At 69.9% G+C, this 16,919-nt stretch carries 17 protein-coding genes; 7 read left to right on the top strand and 10 right to left on the bottom strand.

The window, feature by feature from the left end; translation table 11 throughout:
- Positions 1-12: 12 nt before the first annotated feature.
- Genes ACIQMV_RS21215 through ACIQMV_RS21190 form a run of 6 tightly spaced genes read right to left on the bottom strand, consistent with a single transcriptional unit; the run spans position 13 to position 6,373 of the window.
- Positions 13-846, bottom strand: a complete 834-nt coding sequence (locus ACIQMV_RS21215; protein ID WP_402594631.1) for an ABC transporter ATP-binding protein — start codon at positions 844-846, stop codon at positions 13-15.
- Positions 843-1,811, bottom strand: coding sequence for an ABC transporter ATP-binding protein (locus ACIQMV_RS21210; RefSeq protein WP_402594629.1), 969 nt, complete (start codon positions 1,809-1,811; stop codon positions 843-845). The genes ACIQMV_RS21215 and ACIQMV_RS21210 overlap by 4 nt, the downstream gene beginning before the upstream one ends.
- Positions 1,808-2,620 carry an ABC transporter permease gene (locus ACIQMV_RS21205; RefSeq protein ID WP_402594627.1) on the bottom strand — a complete coding sequence of 271 codons (813 nt, stop codon included), beginning with the start codon at positions 2,618-2,620 and terminating at the stop codon, positions 1,808-1,810. The genes ACIQMV_RS21210 and ACIQMV_RS21205 overlap by 4 nt, the downstream gene beginning before the upstream one ends.
- Positions 2,617-3,567, bottom strand: coding sequence for an ABC transporter permease (locus ACIQMV_RS21200; protein ID WP_402594626.1), 951 nt, complete (start codon positions 3,565-3,567; stop codon positions 2,617-2,619). Before ACIQMV_RS21200 ends, ACIQMV_RS21205 begins: the two co-directional genes overlap by 4 nt.
- Positions 3,564-5,183 carry an ABC transporter substrate-binding protein gene (locus ACIQMV_RS21195; RefSeq protein WP_402594624.1) on the bottom strand — a complete coding sequence of 540 codons (1,620 nt, stop codon included), beginning with the start codon at positions 5,181-5,183 and terminating at the stop codon, positions 3,564-3,566. Before ACIQMV_RS21195 ends, ACIQMV_RS21200 begins: the two co-directional genes overlap by 4 nt.
- On the bottom strand, positions 5,180-6,373 hold the full coding sequence (locus ACIQMV_RS21190; RefSeq protein ID WP_402594623.1) for an amidohydrolase family protein: 1,194 nt from the start codon (positions 6,371-6,373) through the stop codon (positions 5,180-5,182). Before ACIQMV_RS21190 ends, ACIQMV_RS21195 begins: the two co-directional genes overlap by 4 nt.
- 97 nt (positions 6,374-6,470) lie before the next feature.
- On the opposite strand from ACIQMV_RS21190, the gene ACIQMV_RS21185 reads away from it, so the two are divergent.
- Positions 6,471-7,136 carry a FadR/GntR family transcriptional regulator gene (locus ACIQMV_RS21185; RefSeq protein ID WP_141365142.1) on the top strand — a complete coding sequence of 222 codons (666 nt, stop codon included), beginning with the start codon at positions 6,471-6,473 and terminating at the stop codon, positions 7,134-7,136.
- A 167-nt stretch (positions 7,137-7,303) separates the two neighbouring features.
- Positions 7,304-8,302 (top strand): nitrilase-related carbon-nitrogen hydrolase, encoded by a 999-nt coding sequence (locus ACIQMV_RS21180; protein WP_402594622.1) that lies wholly within the window; start codon positions 7,304-7,306, stop codon positions 8,300-8,302.
- A gap of 186 nt (positions 8,303-8,488) precedes the next feature.
- On the opposite strand, the gene ACIQMV_RS21175 is transcribed toward ACIQMV_RS21180, so the two are convergent.
- The 3 genes from ACIQMV_RS21175 to ACIQMV_RS21165 all read right to left on the bottom strand — a co-directional run bounded on the left by ACIQMV_RS21175 (position 8,489) and on the right by ACIQMV_RS21165 (position 10,783).
- Positions 8,489-9,364: a PhzF family phenazine biosynthesis protein gene (locus ACIQMV_RS21175; RefSeq protein WP_402594620.1), complete on the bottom strand. Its 876-nt coding sequence runs from the start codon at positions 9,362-9,364 to the stop codon at positions 8,489-8,491.
- Between the two features lie 101 nt (positions 9,365-9,465).
- Positions 9,466-10,404 carry a GlxA family transcriptional regulator gene (locus ACIQMV_RS21170; RefSeq protein WP_402594618.1) on the bottom strand — a complete coding sequence of 313 codons (939 nt, stop codon included), beginning with the start codon at positions 10,402-10,404 and terminating at the stop codon, positions 9,466-9,468.
- A 139-nt stretch (positions 10,405-10,543) separates the two neighbouring features.
- A complete protein-coding gene (locus tag ACIQMV_RS21165) occupies positions 10,544-10,783 on the bottom strand; it encodes a hypothetical protein (protein ID WP_402594616.1) in 240 nt (79 codons plus the stop codon).
- A gap of 43 nt (positions 10,784-10,826) precedes the next feature.
- On the opposite strand from ACIQMV_RS21165, the gene ACIQMV_RS21160 reads away from it, so the two are divergent.
- From ACIQMV_RS21160 to ACIQMV_RS21145, 4 genes are all read left to right on the top strand, one after another.
- Positions 10,827-11,153 (top strand): hypothetical protein, encoded by a 327-nt coding sequence (locus ACIQMV_RS21160; protein ID WP_402594614.1) that lies wholly within the window; start codon positions 10,827-10,829, stop codon positions 11,151-11,153.
- Positions 11,154-11,690: 537 nt separating this feature from the next.
- Positions 11,691-12,152, top strand: coding sequence for a hypothetical protein (locus tag ACIQMV_RS21155; protein WP_402594612.1), 462 nt, complete (start codon positions 11,691-11,693; stop codon positions 12,150-12,152).
- A 220-nt stretch (positions 12,153-12,372) separates the two neighbouring features.
- Positions 12,373-13,248, top strand: coding sequence for an undecaprenyl-diphosphate phosphatase (locus ACIQMV_RS21150; RefSeq protein ID WP_402594611.1), 876 nt, complete (start codon positions 12,373-12,375; stop codon positions 13,246-13,248).
- Positions 13,249-13,371: 123 nt separating this feature from the next.
- The gene (locus ACIQMV_RS21145) at positions 13,372-14,358 is read left to right on the top strand and encodes an NAD-dependent epimerase/dehydratase family protein (RefSeq protein ID WP_402594850.1); all 987 of its coding nucleotides are present in this window, start codon (positions 13,372-13,374) and stop codon (positions 14,356-14,358) included.
- A 169-nt stretch (positions 14,359-14,527) separates the two neighbouring features.
- Here ACIQMV_RS21145 and ACIQMV_RS21140 read toward each other — a convergent pair whose 3' ends face one another.
- The gene (locus ACIQMV_RS21140) at positions 14,528-15,229 is read right to left on the bottom strand and encodes a DUF305 domain-containing protein (protein WP_402594609.1); all 702 of its coding nucleotides are present in this window, start codon (positions 15,227-15,229) and stop codon (positions 14,528-14,530) included.
- Positions 15,230-15,295: 66 nt separating this feature from the next.
- On the opposite strand from ACIQMV_RS21140, the gene ACIQMV_RS21135 reads away from it, so the two are divergent.
- Positions 15,296-16,798 carry an LVIVD repeat-containing protein gene (locus tag ACIQMV_RS21135; protein ID WP_402594607.1) on the top strand — a complete coding sequence of 501 codons (1,503 nt, stop codon included), beginning with the start codon at positions 15,296-15,298 and terminating at the stop codon, positions 16,796-16,798.
- Positions 16,799-16,919 lie beyond the last annotated feature (121 nt).

Raw genomic sequence — 16,919 nt, 5'->3', positions numbered from 1 at the left:
GGTGATGGCCTCTCAGTGGTGGGGACGGGGGGAGGCGGGGTGTGGGGAAGGGTGGGAGCCGGCCGCGCGACGGCGGGGCTTCCAGCCGGGTCGGGGAACCGCGTCCAGGAGGGCTTTGGTGTACTCCTCCTGCGGGGCGTGCAGCAGTTGCCGGGTCGGTCCGCGCTCGACCACGCGGCCGGCGGACATCACGATCGCCGTGTCGCTGATCTGGTTCACGACCGCCAGGTCGTGCGAGATGAACACGTAGCTGATGCCGCTGCGTCCGCGGATGTCGGTGAGCAGGTTGAGGATCTGCGCCTGCACGGAGACGTCCAGCGCCGCGACCGCCTCGTCCAGCACCAGAACCCGCGGTTCGACGGCGATCGCACGGGCGATGGCGACGCGTTGCCGCTGCCCGCCGGAGAGCTGGCGGGGCAGCATCGTGGCGTGCCGGTCGCTCAGCCCCACGGCCTCCAGCAGTTCCAGGGACCGGCCGCGCCGCTCGCTCGCGCTCAGCGGGAAGTGCAGGGCGAGGCTGGTCTCGATGACGTCCCCGATGCGCTGCAACGGGTCCAGTGACGAGTACGGGTCCTGGAAGACCATCTGGATCTCCCGGGCCCGGCGGCGCCGTTCGGCCGAGCCGGTTCGGCCCGTCCGCGGTCGTCCGCAGACGCTGATCGTGCCGGCCGTGGGGGTTTCCAGACCCAGCAGCATGCGGGCGACGGTGGTCTTGCCCGAGCCGGACTCGCCCACGACGGCCAGTGACTCACCGCGGGCGAGGGTGAAGGACAGGTCGTCGACGGCGACCGCGCCCTTCCCGAAGACCTTGCGCAGACCTTCCGCCCTGACCAGGATCTCGGTCACGGTTCCTCCGCTCGTATGCAGGCGACGTGGGCGTTGCCCACCGCGCGCAGCGCCGGGCGGGCGGTGGAGCACTCCGGTGTGGCGACCGCGCAGCGGGGTGCGAAGGCGCAGCCTTCGCCCGCCTCGAAGGCGGCGACCGCCCGGCCGGGGACGACGGGCAGCGGATGGACGACCTGGTCGATACTCGGTCGGGATGTCAACAGGCCACTGCTGTAGGGATGCAGGGGGGATCCGGTGAGCGCCTCGGCGGACTGCACCTCCACGATCCGTCCGGCGTACATGACGCCGATGCGGTCGCAGGTCGCCGCGGCGAGTTCGAGGTCGTGGGTGATCAGCAACATGGCCATACCGCGGTCCCGGCGCAGTTCGTCCAGGATGGCCATCACCTCCGACTGGGTGGTCACGTCCAGAGCGGTCGTGGGCTCGTCCGCGAGCACCAGGTCGGGTTCCACGGCCAGCACCGACGCGATCATGACGCGCTGGAGCAGTCCGCCGGACAACTCGTGCGGATGCTGCCGCATCCGGCGTTCGCCGTCGGTGATGCCGACATCGGCGAGGAGACGGACGGCCTTGGCGTGTGCCTCCTTCGGGGGCACCGACAGGTTGGAGACCAGCGCCTCGGTGAGGAAGTCACCGATGCTGCGGACCGGGTTGATGTGCGCCCGGGGGTCCTGGAAGATCATCGCGATCCGCCGCGACCGCAGGGCGCGCAGCTCCCGCGCCCCGAGATCGAGAACCGGTGTGCCGTCGAACTGGATCCGGCCGCTCAGCCGTGCGCCGGGCGGGGTCAGCCGAAGGACGGACCGCGCGGTCATCGACTTGCCCGAGCCGGATTCACCGACGAGGCCGACGGCTTCGCCCGGGGCGACGGTGAGGCCGACGTCGTCGACGAGTGTCCGCCATTGCCCGCGGCCGGCCGGAACCTCCAGCCGCAACTGGTCCAGGACCAGGAGATCGTTGCTCATCGCGCACTCCCTTGCTCAGCACCCATCCGGTCGCCGAGCACCGTCACCGCGACCACCACGATCACGATCAGCACGCCCGCGCTGATGGCCTCCATCGGCTGGCCGCGCATCGCGCCGTCCAGTCCGCTCTTGACCATCAGGCCCCAGTCGGCGGCCGGCGGCTGAACGCCGAGTCCGAGGAACGAGATCGCGGCCAGGTCGATGATCGCGAAGCCGAGGGCCGACACCGACTGGGCGACGATCAGCGGGCGCAGGTTGGGCAGCAGGTGGCGCCCGCAGATGGCGACGGCCGATCTGCCCTGGAGCCAGGCGGCCGAGACGTAGGGGAGGCCGCGTTCCCGCAGCGCGGCGCTGCGGACGACGCGGGCCACGTACGGCGTGTACGCCACGGCCAGGCCGATGACCACTCCCGTCATACCGGGACCGACCACGGCCACGGTCACCAGGGCGAACACGATGCCGGGCACCGCGAACAGCACGTCGAGCAGCCGGGAGATGACGGCGTCGACCCGGCCTCCGGACCACGCGGCGACGATCGCGAGTGTGGTGCCCACCACGGTGGACAGCGCGATGGTGACCAGCGGGCCCAGCAGCGTCGTACGGGCCCCGAACATCAGCCGCGACAGAATGTCCCGGCCGAGCGCGTCACCACCGAGCAGGTGGCTGCCGGTGCTTCCGGACAGCGCGTTGAAGAGGTCGGGCCGATTCGGATCGTAGGGCGCCAGCAGCGGCGCACAGGCGCTGACCACGGCGACGACCGCGAGAACTGCCAGTGCGGTGAGGCCCGTCGGGCCCAGGCGTGCCTTCATGACGCCTCCCCGGGAGACAGACGGGGGTCGATGAGCGAGTAGCACAGGTCGACCACCAGGTTGACGATGACGAACGCAAAGACCAGGACGAGAACGACGCCCTGCACCACGGCGAAGTCCCGCTGGAGAATGGCCCGTACGAGCAGCGAGCCGAGACCGTCCAGCGCGAAGATGTTCTCGACGACCACGGAGCCCGCGATCAGTCCGGCCACGGTGAGGCCCATGACGGTCACGACCGGGATCGACGCGTTGCGCAGCACGTGCCGGCGGACGATGTGGGACTCGGAGAATCCGCGGCTGCGTGCCGTCTCCACGTGTTCGCGGCTCAACTCCGCGCCCACCGAGGCGCGGGTGATGCGGGCCAGGAAGCCGGCGCTGCCGAGGCTGAGGGCGATGGCGGGCAACGTCAGGTGATACAGCCGGTCGTCCAGGCCCGATCCCGGGCCGAAGACCGGGAACCAGCCCAGCCCCAGGGCGAAGACGACGACCAGCACCACGCCCACGACGAAGGTGGGAGTGGCCAGGAAGACGCTGTTGACCACGGAGACGGCCGCGTCGACCGGGCCCCGGCGCAGCGCTCCGAGCAGTCCGAGGGCGATGCCCATCACGACGATGATCACCGTGGCGTACAGCACCAGCAGCCCCGTCGTCGCCAGCCGGGTGGACATCAGGGCGGACACGTCCTGTCGGTAGACCAGGGACTGACCGAAGTCACCGTGCAGCGCGTCGCCCAGCCAGCTGAAGTAGCGGACCAGGAACGGCTCGTCGAGGTGGTACTGATGACGGATCGCCGCGATCTGCTCGGGGCTGCCGCTGCGGTTGCCCAGCAGGAACGCCATCGGTCCGCCGGGAACCGTGTAGAGCAGCCCGTACACCAGGAACGAGGCCACGAGGAGGACCGCCGCGAGCGCGGCCAGCCGTCGCGCCAGGAATGTCAGCCACTTCATCGCGCACCGATCCCGGCGGCCCAGGGGTAGTACAGGTACGAGAACGAGGCGACCGCTCCGGTGATCCGCTTGTTCATGTAGAGGATGACGGGCAGGGAGGAGATCGGCGTCCAGGGCACGTCCCTGCTGACGGCGGTCTGGATTCCGCCGACCAGCTCGGCCCGCTGCTGCGGGTCGTAGGCGGCCTGGGCCTGTCTGACGGCGCCGTCCACCGATGCGTAGTCGTCGAAGTTGGACCGGCCGCCCTTGGTGAACACGCGGTAGACGTCGAGGGGATCGGGCATGTTGCCGTACCAGGTGCTCAGGAAGGCGTCGATGCCTTCGCGGGCCTTGGGGTCGCTGTAGAGGTTGCCGTACTGCTCGACCGGGATGACCTTGATCCTGACGTCGAGCCCGAGGTCCTCGCCGGCGGCCTTGATGATGCTCGCTGTCTGTTCGTGCACCGCCGAACTTCCCTGGATGCCGATGGTGAGGGGGCGGGACGGCTTGCCGGCGGCCTTCAGGAGCCGCTTGGCGCGGGCGAGGTCGGGCTTCGCCGCGGGCAGAGCGTCGTGTGCGGCGCGGAAGGTGTCCGCGGCGTAGCCCCAGTAGTCGGAGTTGGCCAACGTGCTCTCCGGGGCCGCGGCCCCCTGGAAGATCACCCGGGCGATTCCCGGGCGGTCGAGGGAGGCCGACAGTGCCTCACGCACGCGTGGGTCGGCGTACGGGCCGGACTTGGCGGCGCCGAGCAGGGCCCAGAAGGTGAGGGAGCGGCCGAGGGTGACCGAGCCGGTGGGGGAGTCGACGAGTTGACTGAGTCCGGCAGGGGGGAGGTAGAAGTACTGCCCGTCGACCTCGCCGGACCGCAGTGCGTTGACCGCGGTGGTCTCGTCGGCGATGAACCGGAACACCAACGTCTTTGATTTCGCCTTGAGTTCGGCGTTCCAGTAGTCGTCATTGCGAGTCAGCCGAAGGGAGTCGCCGGACTTCCAGCCGGCGAACGTGAAGGGTCCGGTGCACATGACTCCGCCTGTGGGAGAGCCGAGGTTCTTTCCGGCCTTGTCCAGGAACGATTTCTCCACGACGGCGCCGGCGGCGGTCGCCATGGCCTGGTTGAAGAGCACGTCGGGCTGCTTGAGGTCCACCGTGACCTGGTACGGCCCGGTCGCCTTGATGGAGGCGACGGTCTCGAAGTAGTCGCTCCACCAGGTGCCGAGCGTCGGGTCGAGGTGGCGGTTGAGGCTGGCCGCCACGTCGTCGGCGGTCATCTGCTCGCCGTCCCAGAACCTGACGTCCTTGCGCAGCGTGTAGACCCACCGGGTCGGGGTCGGATTCTCCGCCTTCACGGCCAGACCGGGGCGGATCTTCAGGTCGGGGGTGAGCCGCATCAGACTCTCGCACATGTTCGCGAGCGCGGTGTTCTCGGCGTAGTTGAAGGAGCGGATCGGGTCCAGCGTCTGTGGCTCGTAGGGCAGGTTCCAGGTGATCCGGTCCACGCCGTGGGTGGCCGACGCGGTGGTGGTGGCGAGGTCCGCCGTCGTGAGCGCCGCTCCTTGCCCGCCCGGCGCGGTGTTGCCGCAGGCGGTCAGGGCGAGCGCGAGTCCGCCGGTGAGCAGGGCCGGCCTGCGGCGCTTCACCGGGTGGTCCTCTCGAGGCGCCCGTCACGGGCGACGACGTTCCCGGCCCGGACGACCATCGCGGGCAGCGGCCGGTCGACGAGTACCTGCGCGACGGACTCCCCGGCCAGCAGAACGAAGTCGGCGGGGTCGCCGATCCGCAGGTCGGACCGTTCCAGGCCCATGACGTCCGCGCCGCCGTGCGCCGCCACGGCGTAGCACGCCGCCAGTTCCTCGTCGGTGCGGGCATCGGTGCGGTACGCGAGCAGATGCGCCCGCGTGAACATGTCGCCGTCGCCGAACGGGGTCCAGGCGTCCCGCACGCCGTCCGAACCGGCGCCGACCCGCACGCCCCGTTCCACCAGCGGCCGGAAGGGCACGACCGGCTCGCTGCCGAGCGCGCACGTGATCACCGCCACGTCCGCGTCGGCCAGGAACTCGGCGGTGCGCTCCAACTCGGTGGCGTCGCAGTCGGACAGGCAGAACGCGTGGCTGATCGTGACCTTTCCCCGCATGCCGGCGGCCAGGGTACGGCGGGCGATCTCGGCGATCTGGTCCAGGCCCGCTCGGCCGCGGTCGTGCAGGTGGATGTCGATCGGTGCGCCGGTGCGCTCGGCGATGCCGAACAGGACGTCCAGATGCCCGTCGAGGTCACCGTCGATGCCGACCGGATCCAGGCCGCCGACGATGTCGGCGCCCTCCTTGACGGCCTGCTCCAGCAGCTCGGCGGTGCCGGGCTCGGTGAGGAGGCCGAGCTGGGGGAAGGCCACCACCTGCAGGTCCATCGCCGACGCGAACGGAGCGGCGGCGGCGCGGATTCCGTGCAGGTGGGAGAGCCCGTGGACCGGTGCGACATCGACGTGCGCGCGCATCGCCCGGGTGCCGCGGCCGACCGCCCGGGCGATCAGGGCGCCGGCGCGTTCGTGCACCGGAGAGGTCATGGCGCGCTGGGTGGCGACGTCGTTCGTGATCAGTTCGCGGAGCGTGTCGGCGGGTTCGCGGCTCAGCCACGGCCGGCCCCAGGCCGACTTGTCGGGATGGATGTGCGCGTCGACGGGGGAAGGCAGGGCAAGGGCACCGCCGCCGTCGACGACGACGCAGTTCCCGGGCCGCGTCGCGGGATCGATGGCCGCGATGCGGCCGTCGGTCACCAGCACGTCGTGAGGATCTCCGCCATGAGGGCGAATGTGGGTGAACAGGGCGTGGGTCATGCCAGCGGCCCCCTTCGAGTCGGTGAAAGGGCTGGAACTCCGTCCCGGGAGAGTCATATGGTTATCAAGTCATCTGATGATCAGGGAAGAGGGTTGCATGAAACCCGTCGCACGAATGTCGATCGTCGACGCTGTGATCAACGAGTTGCGGGCAGAACTCGCGCGAGGCACATGGCAGGTGGGCGACCGGATACCGCCGGAGGACCAGCTCGCCGCGACCCTCGCCGTGAGCCGGCTGTCCATCCGCGAGGCGGTCCGGGTGCTCGTCCACGCGGGACTGCTCACCACGCGTCAAGGCGACGGCACCTACGTCATCGCCACCGACGAGGGCCAGGTCGCACTGCGCCGGCACTTCGACCGGGCGAGGACCGCCGACATCCTCGTTGTCCGCCGCGGCCTGGACATAGTCGCCGCCCGCCTCGCCAGCACGACGCGCACCGATGACGACCTCGCCGTGATCCGCGAAGCCATGGAACGCAGGGAATCCGCAGGCCGGGCCCGGGACCTGGACGCCTTCACCGATGCCGACGTCGACTTCCACCTGCGCATCGCCGAGGCGTCCCACAACCCGGTGCTCAGCGACCTCTACCGGAACATGAGCGACGTCCTGTGGGAGACCGTCAAGGCGAACCAGTGCATGGACGACGCCGGAGACGACCCGTTCCACACGGCACTGTTCGAAGCCGTACGCGCCGGCGACCCGGTCGCCGCGACCGCCGCGGCGCTCGCCATCCTGGACGACTACCCGGAGGCAGAGGCGTGACCACCGCCGATCAGCCGATGCGCGACGCCGACCTGGTCGTCACCATGGGACTCCTTGGGGGACCTGCCCTGCGGCCTGGCCGACGGTGATACGCAACCCGGCGTGTCAGCCCCCGTCATCCCTCAGTGCCTTGCTCGGTGATGCGGGGGATTCCTAGTCTCGGTGCCATGACTTCGCTGCCCCCTGCCGCTGCCGCGGCCCCCGAGTCCCGTCGTACCGTGACCGCTGCCGTCGTCCAGGCGGCCGCCCCGCTGTTCGACACACAGGCCGCGCTGAACCGCGCCACGGAGCTCGTCCGGGAGGCCGTCAGCGACCGAGGCGCAGAGGTCGTCGTCCTGCCCGAGGCGTTCCTCGGCGGCTATCCCAAGGGCCTGGACTTCGACATCACCGTCGGCAGCCGCACCTCGGCCGGCCGCGAACTGTTCCGCCGCTACCACGCCGCCGCCATCGACGTCCCCGGCCCCGAGACCGACACCCTGGCCGCCCTCACCCGGGACCTCGGCTGCCACGCCGTCGTCGGCGCCGTCGAACGCCAGGGCGGCACCCTCTACTGCGTCGCCCTCTTCTTCGGCCCCGACGGCTACCTGGGCCTGCACCGCAAGCTCATGCCGACCGCCGCCGAACGCTACCTGTGGGGTCAGGGCGACGGTTCCACCCTCCCGGTGGTCGACACCGGCACGGCCCGCCTCGGCGCGGCCATCTGCTGGGAGAACTACATGCCGCTGTTCCGCACGGCCATGTACGCCAAGGGCATCGACCTGTGGTGCGCTCCGACCGTGGACGACCGCGACGCCTGGCAGGCCAGCATGCGGCACATCGCCCTGGAGGGCCGCTGCTTCGTCCTCAGTGCCGGCCAGTACCTGCGCCGCGAAGCCCTGCCCGCCGACCTCCACCCCGTCCAGGGCGACGCCCCCGACACCGTCCTGATCGGTGGCGGCTCCGTCATCGTCTCCCCGCTCGGCGAGGTCCTCGCAGGCCCGCTGCGCGGCAGCGAGGGCATCCTGACCGCCGAACTCGACCTCGACGACCTCACACGTGCCCGCTTCGACTTCGATCCCACCGGCCACTACGCGCGCCCCGACGTCTTCACGCTCCACGTCGACGAGTCCGCCCGCACCGCCGTCACCAGTACGGGCGCCGCCGCCCGGTCGGCAAGGACCGACTAGGGCCTCTCGTTTGGATCAGGCCGGGCTCGCGGGGTCTGGCACCGTTCCCCCAAGCTCTTCGAGCAGGGGGTACCCTCAGCCGCGTTGTCGTCGGTCGGCAGGGCTCCGCCCTGCCGCCCTCCTCCGCCGTGCGATGCACGGCACCGGACCCCGCTCCCTGATCCGGCCTGATCCAGACGAAAGACCCTAGCCGATGCGTGCTCCCGTGCCGCTGACCCGGACGCGCGGGTCACCCGCGCGCAGTGTCACCGTGAGTTCGCCGGGGCGGCCCATGTCCTCGCCCTGATGCAGGGTCAGTACGGCGTCCTCGGGGACCAGGCCGAGCTCACGGGCGTACGCACCGAACGCGGCGGCCGCGGCGCCGGTCGCCGGGTCCTCGACGACGCCGCCGACGGGGAACGGGTCACGGACATGGAAGACGGTGGCCGACTCCCGCCACACCAACTGGACCGTGGTCAGGTCCAAGCGGTGCATCAGGGCTTCGAGGCGTGCGAAGTCGTACGCGAGATCCGCCAGGCGCGCGCGAGTCGCCGCCGCGAGTACGAGATGGCGGGCGCCGGCGAACGCGATGCGGGGCGGGAAGGCCGGGTCGAGATCGGCGGCCGGCCAGCCGAGGGCCGCGAGCGCCTCCGCGAGGTCGGTGTCGGCGATGTCCTCGATGTGCGGCTCGACACTGGTGAGTGTGGCCCTCACAGTCCCGCCCTCCGCCGTCACCTCCACCGGCACGGTGCCGGCGCGCGTCGCGAACACCAGCTCCCCGGGGCCCATCCGTTCGGCGAGCGCGACGGCGGTCGCGATGGTGGCGTGCCCGCAGAACGGCACCTCGGCCTTGGGGCTGAAGTAGCGGATGCCGTACGCCCAACCCTCCTGGCCACCGAGGCCCTCCGGGGGCGCGGTCAGGAACGCGGACTCCGAGTATCCGAGGTCGGCGGCGATGGCCAGCATGTCGCCGTCGTCCAGGGCGGTGGCGTCCAGAACGACGCCGGCGGGGTTTCCGCCGTCGGGGGCGCTGGAGAAGGCGGTGTATCGCAGCACCTCGGGCCGCGGCGCATTCGTCGTCATGTGCGCGGCAACGCGGGCGGGTCCGCGGCTATTCCAGGGCCTGGGTGGAGGAGCGGATGCGGCCCCACCGTGCGCGTGGCCGCGGGCCCGGAAGGAGGGGTTCAGCTGAAGGTGCGGCGGTACGTCTGTGGGCTGACACCCGTCGTCCGCTTGAAGCGGTCGCGGAACGCCGTGGGCGAGCCGAACCCGACCCGTCCCGCGATCCGCTCCACCGGGTGCCGTGTGGTCTCCAGGAGGTGCTGGGCCTGCCGGATGCGCGCCCGGTGCAGCCATTGCAGCGGGGTGGTGCCGGTCTGCTCGCGGAAGCGACGCATGAGGGTGCGGGTGCTGACGCCCGCGTGCGCGGCCATGTCGGCGAGGGTCAGGTTCCGGCCCAGAGTTTCCTGGAGCCAGGTGAGCAGGGGCTCGAAGGAGGATCCCTGCGGTGTGGGCGCGTGGTCGTGGACGATGAACTGCGCCTGCCCGCCCTCCCGTTCCAGCGGCATGACGGAGAGCCGGGCCGCGTCGGCGGCCACCGCCGAGCCGTAGTCGCCGCGGATCATGTGCAGACACAGGTCGAGGCCTGCGGCGGCGCCCGCGGAGGTGAGGAACTGGCCGTTGTCGACGTACAGCACGTCGGGGTCGACCGTCACCTTCGGATGCAGTGCGGCCAGCAGGTCCGCCGCGATCCAGTGCGTCGTGGCGCGCAGCCAGTCGAGGAGTCCGGTGGCGGCCAGCGGGAAGGTGCCCGTGCAGATGGACGCGATCCGGGTGCCGTCCGCGGCGGCCGCCAGCAGCGCGTCGTGGACGGCGGGCGTGAGCGGTGCGGTGGGGGCGGCCGTGCCCGGCACGATGACCGTGTCCGCGCCGTCGAGCCCGTCGAGTCCGCGGTGCGCGCGGAGGGTGAACGTGCCGGCGTCGACCTCGGGTCGCTCGGCGCACACGCGGACCTGGTAACCGGGACGCCCGTCGGGAAGCCGCGTACGGGAGAAGACCTCGATCGGCGTGGACAGGTCGAAGGGGATCACCTGATCCAGCGCCAGGACGGCGATGGTGTGCATGGCGAGAACATACCGTGCCGCCGTATTCCCGCCATCGTCGATACGTGTCACCACCACGTCGGGCGCTCTGCGGCAGCACTTCTCGCCCTGCGCGCGGCGGCCGCGCTCGACCCCGGGCGTGCGGCAGCGTTCCGTTTGGTCAGCCGTCGACCGCGGCGGGGGCCGCGACGTACTGCTCGTCGGTTACGGGTTCGAGCCAGGCGGTGCCGTCGCCATCACCGTCGCCGACGACGATGGCGATGTGACCGATGGCCAGGCGGCCCGGTGCGGTGGGGGCCTTGATCAGGTTGAGGCAGACGTCGCCAGTGAAGCGTTCGCCGGGGCCCGTCGACGTGACCACCTCCACCTGAGCGCTGGGCGGGTAGGTGGTCTGAAACATGCCCGGATGCGGGGTCCTGGAGGTGATGCGGGATTCTGGAGGTATGGAGATCGAGCTTTTCGTGGTGCCAGGATGCCCCAACCAGAGGCTTGCCGAGGAGCAGCTGCGGGAGGCCCTGGACGGCGTCGGACTGTCCGGCGAAACCTTCACCACCAGGGTGATCACGGATCAAGGTGAGGCCGAGCGGTCGGGTTTCACTGGCTCCCCGACGATCCTGATCGACGGCCGCGATCCGTTCGCCGAGCCGGGCTCCTCGCCCTCGGTGGCGTGCCGGATCTACCGCACCCCGCATGGCTTGGCTGGTGCGCCCGGGGTCGACCGGCTCCGGCACGCCCTGCGAGCGGCTGCCGGCAAGGGCGGGGGAGTGTAGGCGCGGTCACCGTTGGGCCGGTGGTCGGCGCTCCGGCGTCGCGGTATGGAGTCCAAGGGCCTCGTCGGAGGCGGCCGGTCATGATGCGCGCTGCATGGAACGGCACCGTGCTCGCGGAGGCCGTCCCGGTGCGGGGCTCACCGAGCCTGCGCATGCGGGTGTTCGGTATGGCCGGATATGTTCGTACATGTGGACGAGATGGCTCAGCGTATCGACCCGGCGACCGACCGGACGGCCGCCGCACGCCTGCTGGGGTGCACACCTGAAGAGGTCGGTTACTGCCCGCGCTGTCAGGGACTGACCCGGCGATACGGGAAACATGCGCAGATCATCTGCCCGGCCTGCCGGGCGGCCGAGCCCCCGTCAGCGGGGGGCGCCTCCCGCTGACCACAGCGATCACTCGACCGGGCCGGAACGTCGTGAAGCGCACGCCCTCCCCGTCTGCGAGCGGTGAGCCGAGGTCCCGCTCCGGCTTTCCGCTGCCGAGGCTTCCCCCGAGGCCTTGTGCTCCAGGCACGTGAACAGCTGGAGGCACGAATGAACTCCACCCATGCAGCCAAAGCCTCCCTGAGAGGACTGGGAGCATGCTGTGCTGTCGCCAACGCGGTGCTGCACACACTCCTCATTCCTGATCACCTTGAGGAAAAGTTCTACATCGGCGTCCTGTTCGCCGTAGGCAGCGCCGTCATGCTTGCCGTCGCTCTGGCGCTCGTCCTCATGAAACGTTCCCTGGCCGCTTGGCTGACCGGGGCACTCGTCAGCCTCGGCATGATCACCGGCTTTCTGCTGTCGCGCACCGTCGGTCTGCCGGACGGCTATCACGAACCCGGCTGGGAGCCCCCTTACGGCGTACTTTCTCTGCTCGTTGAAGGACTCTTCGTCATCGCATTCCTTGCCTGGCTCCGTGACACGGCAGCTCACAGCACCGTGTCCGGGCTGCCGCACCGGGCGGACAGCGAGCCGGTCCCGCTGGGGCGAGGCAGAGCAAAACGCCGGTGAAGTCCCACGTCAGCCGCATCATGACCAAGCTGTAGGTGCGGGACCGGGCGCAACTGGTCGACGGTGTCGTCAGAAGCGCGTGGCGATCTGTGAAGGCGTTGTTCGCGGTCCCGTCATCTGCGGGCGTTACCTTGCCCCCGCGGCGCACTCGATCACCAGGCACGGTGGACCGGTGTGTCCATCGCCCTTTCCGGATCGGCTCCTTGGACTCCGTACCTTCATGTCTTGGTTTGAATCCCTCATCCTCGGACTCGTCCAGGGGCTGACCGAGTTCCTTCCCGTCTCCTCCAGTGCGCATCTGCGGTTGACGGCGGCCTTCTCCGGGTGGCAGGACCCCGGCGCCGCCTTCACGGCGATCACCCAGATCGGCACGGAGGCGGCGGTGCTGATCTACTTCCGCAAGGACATCGGCCGGATCCTGTCGGCCTGGTCCCGTTCGCTGGGGAGCAGGGCGATGCGCCGTGATCCGGACGCCCGCATGGGCTGGCTGGTGATCGTCGGATCGATACCGATCGGGGTGCTCGGGCTGACTCTCAAGGACCAGATCGAGGGGCCGTTCCGTGATCTGCGGGTGACCGCGACCATGCTGGTCGTCGTGGGCGTGGTCATCGGTGTCGCCGACCGGCTGGCGGCGCGTGACGAGAGGGGCGGCCGGCACCGGGCGCCCCAGCAGGGCAAGGTGCTGCGGGACCTGGGCGTCAAGGACGGCCTCATCTACGGTTGTTGCCAGGCCATGGCCCTGATCCCGGGTGTCTCCCGCTCGGGCGCCACCATCAGCGGTGGGCTGTTCATGGGCTACCGGCGTGAGGCGGCGGCCCGTTACTCCTTCCTGCTGGCCATTCCCGCCGTACTGGCCTCCGGTGTCTTCGAGTTGAAGGACGCGATGGAGAGCGACCACGTGGCGTGGGGGCCGACGCTGTTCGCCACGGGGGTCGCCTTCGTCTCCGGGTACGCCGTCATCGCCTGGTTCATGAAGTACATCTCCACGAAGAGCTTCATGCCGTTCGTCTGGTACCGGATCGTCCTCGGCATCGTCATCATCGGGCTGGTCATGGCCGGTGTCCTCAGCCCGCACGCGGCCGAATCGGCGGGCTGACCGCAGGACGGCGCCGGTCTCCGCCGAGTGACCGACAGCCCGGTGCGGGTCCTGCGGTTCTGCCGACGGCAGAGGCCTCTTGGCTCGGTCGGGACATGCTGATTGAGTGCCGTCATGGAGCGCATGGAGATCCTGGTCCTCGGTGGTACGGCCTGGCTGGGCCGTGAAGTTTCCCGGCAGGCACTCGGTCGTGGCCACCGGGTGACGTGCCTGGCGCGTGGTGACAGCGGGCCCGTCGCGGAAGGCGCGCGTCTGGTGACCGCGGACCGGCGCGACCCCGCCGCGTACGCGTCTCTGCCCGACCGGGAATGGGACGCTGTGCTCGAGGTGTCCTGGCAACCCGGCTTCGTACGGGGAGCTGTTGCGGCCCTGGGCGCGCGGGCACGTCACTGGATCTATGTCTCCTCGATCAGCGCGTACGCCTCCCATGGCGAGCCCGGCGCGGACGAGTCCGCCGCCCTGTTGGCCGCCACAGAACACGAAGAGGTCGGTCGTGAGCTGTACGGCGAGGCCAAGTCCGCCTGCGAAACGCTCACCCGGACAGTCCTGGCCGACCGGCTCCTGGTCGCGCGTGCCGGACTCATCGGCGGGCCCGGTGACCACAGCGATCGTTCCGGCTACTGGGTCGCCCGCGCCGCCCGTGCCCCGCAGGCGCCGCTGCTCGTCCCCGACACCCCGAAGGCACCGACGCAGACCATCGACGTGCGCGACCTGGCGACGTGGCTCCTCGATACGGCGGAACGCCGAACCACGGGCACATACAACGCGGTCGGCCCGATGGTGCCCTTCGCCGAGTGGATCGCGCTGTCTCGGAGCGTCGGCGGGCACACCGGACCGGTCGTCTCCGTCGCGTCCGAACAACTCCTCGCGCACGGAGTGACCGAGTACATGGGCGTCGACTCACTGCCCATGTGGGTGGTCGAACCGGGCTGGGAGGGCTGGGCGGCACGCGACGCATCCGCCGCCACCGCCGCGGGCCTGCGCCACCGTTCCCGCACCGACCTCCTCGCCGACACGCTGCGCTGGGAACGCGAGCAGGGACTCCACCGGTCGCGCCGCGCCGGACTCGCCACGGACACAGAGCGCGCACTTCTGGCGGCCTTGGGATAAGAGACCGTCCTGGAGCACTCAGTGGTCTTGCCCGGCCGCCTCGACACCAGGGTTCAGGAGGTGTTCCGCGGGGCTGCCCGGCGGGCGCGGGGCGACTGCGGTTGCCGCCTTCCGCATCGCGCCGCCGGGCGCGCCCGGGGGAGACGCCTGCGGAACGCCACGCCGATCGTCAGGGCATCGCACGCATCCGGCTGATCTCGCTGGTCTGCTGTGCGATCACTTCGTTCGCCATCTCCTCGACCTGTACGTTGTTGCCGTCCGAGAGCGCCGATGTGGCCATGATGATCGCGCCGTTGTGGTGCATGATCATGAGTTTCAGGAACAGCTCGTCGAAGGCCGTGCCCCGCGCCGCGCGCAGCTGCTTCAGCTGTGCCTCGGTCGCCATGCCGGGCATCGTGGCATGGTCGTGGTTGTGCCCCGAGCCGGCGCCGCCACTCGTGCGCCGTGCCCCGCCGTGGTTCTTCAACCACCCCTTCATGGCGTCGATTTCAGGCCCTTGACCTGCGGCGATACGTGAGGCGATCCGCTTCACGCCGCTCGACTTCGCCTGGTGTTCGGCGAGTTCGGTCATTTCGAGGGCCTGGCCGTGGTGGATGATCATCATCTGGACGTACTCGAAGTCCGCCCCGTTGGGGGACCCGTCGGGGATCTCCTTCGCGGCGTCCTCGGCGGACAGGGTCCGGGCGGGCTCACCGGGCTTGCCGGGCGCGATCACCGAGGGGCCGGGCGCGCTGCTCTTCGCCGGGGCGTCCGTGCCCGAGTCGCACCCGCTGACAGTGAGGGCGACAAGGGCGAGAGCGGTGACCCCCAGCCACTTGGCACGATCAAAGACATTCACGGTGAGTGTGTTGCCATCCTTTGATCTGTACATGAAAAAATACGATACTGCCGTTGTCCGTGAACCGTTCCCTTGTGAACGGAGACCAGGGAGGAAACAGTGAACCTGTTGCACAGTCCCCGAACACGGCCCAGACACCTCGGGGTTGTGGCAGCCGCCACCGGCCTGCTGGCGGCGCTGCTCACGGCAGCACCGGCCATGGCGACGCCCGACCCCGGCGACGCCACCGCCGCGACTCAGCGTGTGTCGAAGAGCGAGGAGGCCGAGACCAGAACGGCCATCGCCAAGGGTGAGATACCGGCGCAGGACGAGATCGTCCACTCCGACAACATCCAACACCTCGCCAACGTCCCCAAGGACGCCCTGACGGACCTGAACTCCGACCTGGCCTTCCAGGGCAAGTACGCGTTCGCCGGCAACTACGACGGCTTCCGCATCTTCGACGTCAGCAACCCGAAGGCTCCCAAGACGGTCTCCCAGGTGCTGTGCCCGGGGTCGCAGAACGACATATCCGTCTCCGGGAACCTGCTGTTCCTGTCGACCGACTCCTCACGCAGCGACAACTCCTGCTCGAGCACGCCGCAGCCCGCGACTGAGAAGTCGTCGTGGGAGGGCATGAAGGTCTTCGACATCAGCAACAAGAAGAACCCGAAGTACGTCGCGGCTGTCGAGACCAACTGCGGCTCGCACACGCACTCCATCGTTCCCCATGGCCGCAACGTCTACATCTACGTGTCCTCGTACTCCCCGAGCCCCTCGTTCCCCGACTGTCAGCCCCCGCACGACGGCATCTCGATCGTCAAGGTGCCGCGCGACGCTCCCCAGAAGGCCGCGCTCGTCAACTTCGCGGTGCTCTTCCCGGGTGACGGCCCCGACGGGGGCGGCAACCCCGGCGCGCCCACCAACCCGGGTGTCTCCAAGACGACCGGCTGCCACGACATCACCGTGCTGCCGTCGAAGGACCTGGCCGCCGGTGCCTGCATGGGCGACGGCATCCTGATGTCCATCAAGGACCCGGAGCACCCGAAGGTCATCGACCAGGTCCAGGACAACGTCAACTTCGCGTTCTGGCACTCGGCGACCTTCAACCAGACCGCGAAGAAGGTCGTCTTCACCGACGAGCTCGGCGGCGGAGGCGCCGCGACCTGCAACGAGGCCATCGGCCCGAACCGCGGAGCCGACGGCATCTACGACATCGTCGGCAAGGGCGACAACCGCAAGCTCGTCTTCCGCGGTTACTTCAAGATCCCCCGGCACCAGGCGGACACCGAGAACTGCGTCGCCCACAACGGCTCGCTGATTCCGGTCAAGGGCCGCGACATCATGGTCCAGGCCTGGTACCAGGGCGGCGTCTCGGTCTGGGACTTCACCGACTCGACGAAGCCGAAGGAGATCGGGTACTTCGAGCGCGGCCCGCTCACCACGGACCGGCTGACCGTGGGCGGCTCCTGGTCCGCGTACTACTACAACGGCTACATCTACTCGAACGACATCGCCAAGGGCTTCGATGTGCTCAAGCTCAACGACCGGCGCACCGACCCGGCCCGAAAGGTCCACCTGGACCAGCTGAACGTCCAGAGCCAGCCGGAGTACTTCGACTGACCCGGCAAACGCCCGCCGGGCTCCGGGTCAGCGAACCACCCGGAAACGTCGGCTAGGGTCTTTCGTTTGGATCAGGCCGGATCAGGGAGCGGGGTCTGGTGCCGTGGATCGCACGGCGGAG

It is taken from the genome of Streptomyces sp. NPDC091412 (assembly GCF_044756885.1).
Classification (GTDB): Bacteria; Actinomycetota; Actinomycetes; order Streptomycetales; family Streptomycetaceae; genus Streptomyces.
Note: the sequence above shows the minus strand (reverse complement) of the source record. Positions and strands in the feature narration are given on the sequence as shown.